At 47.2% G+C, this 544-nt stretch carries 1 protein-coding gene; it reads right to left on the bottom strand.

Translation table 11 applies throughout. From position 1 onward, the window contains the following. Positions 1 to 464 (bottom strand): ABC transporter permease subunit (locus R7Q46_RS29640; RefSeq protein ID WP_411978797.1); only part of this gene is annotated, 464 nt, incomplete at its 3' end. Positions 465 to 544 lie beyond the last annotated feature (80 nt).

Genomic DNA, 544 nt, shown 5'->3' on the forward strand with positions numbered 1-544 from the left:
CCATCTGAAATGATGTAGCCCAAGCCTCGTGCTATCTGCATAGTCGCCAAAGTGGTGATCAGTGCGTTGATTTGCAACTTAGCAATGACAAAACCGTTTAACAGACCAAAAGCAACGCCAGAAAGTAGACCTGCGCCCACACCAAGTACCACGCTGCTGGTTGCGTTAATTGCGACGGCGGTAACCACACCAGAGCAAGCAATGATGGACGCGACCGACAAATCCAGATCACCACACGCCAAGCAAAACAGCATGGCACACGCCACCATGCCACTCATAGAGATCGCCAAACCCAGACCTTTCATATTGATGAACGTCGCAAAGTAAGGCACAAAGAAAGCACACAATAAAAACAGACCAGCGAACACCATCAGCATGCCGAATCGGTCCCAAATCCCAGCAAAATTCCATGAACGCTTCGCGTCCTGTTGTTCTAGTATTTTCGTAGAGCTTGTTACAGACATAGGATATTCCTTTATTATGCAGCAGCTTGGTTGTTGCCTAGCATGGCTAAACTCAAAGCAGTTTGTTCTTTAAACTCATG

It is taken from the genome of Vibrio sp. 811, from assembly GCF_033339195.1.